Raw genomic sequence first — 356 nt, 5'->3', positions numbered from 1 at the left:
AGGAGCTTGGACCCGCCATGACCGTGACGAAGATTAGGACGGACGTCTCTGCAGTCAAAGAGTTGTTGAGGTCGGACAAGGAGTTCCTGAAGCCGCTGATCCAGGGTGCGGTGCAGGAAATTCTCGAAGCCGAGATGACGGAGACGCTGGGTGCGGAGAAAGGAGAGCGCGGCGAGGGACGGCTTGGCTATCGCTCCGGCTACTATCCCCGCTCGCTGATCACCCGGGTCGGCAAGATCGAGCTGAAGGTGCCGCAGGACCGTCAGGGGCGGTTCTCGACCGAGCTGTTCGAGCGCTACCAGCGCTCGGAGAAGGCGCTGGTAGCGGCCTTGGCCGAGATGTACGTGCAAGGCGTC

Annotated in this window: 1 protein-coding gene; it reads left to right on the top strand. The window is 62.6% G+C overall.

What is annotated here, in order from left to right; all coding sequences use genetic code 11:
• Positions 1-17 precede the first annotated feature (17 nt).
• The coding region (locus tag ACZIRK_RS45560) for a transposase (protein WP_474419891.1) at positions 18-356 on the top strand (339 nt) is incomplete at its 3' end.

Source organism: Bradyrhizobium sp. Leo114 (assembly GCF_055229415.2).
This window is presented reverse-complemented; position numbering and strand designations above follow the sequence as displayed.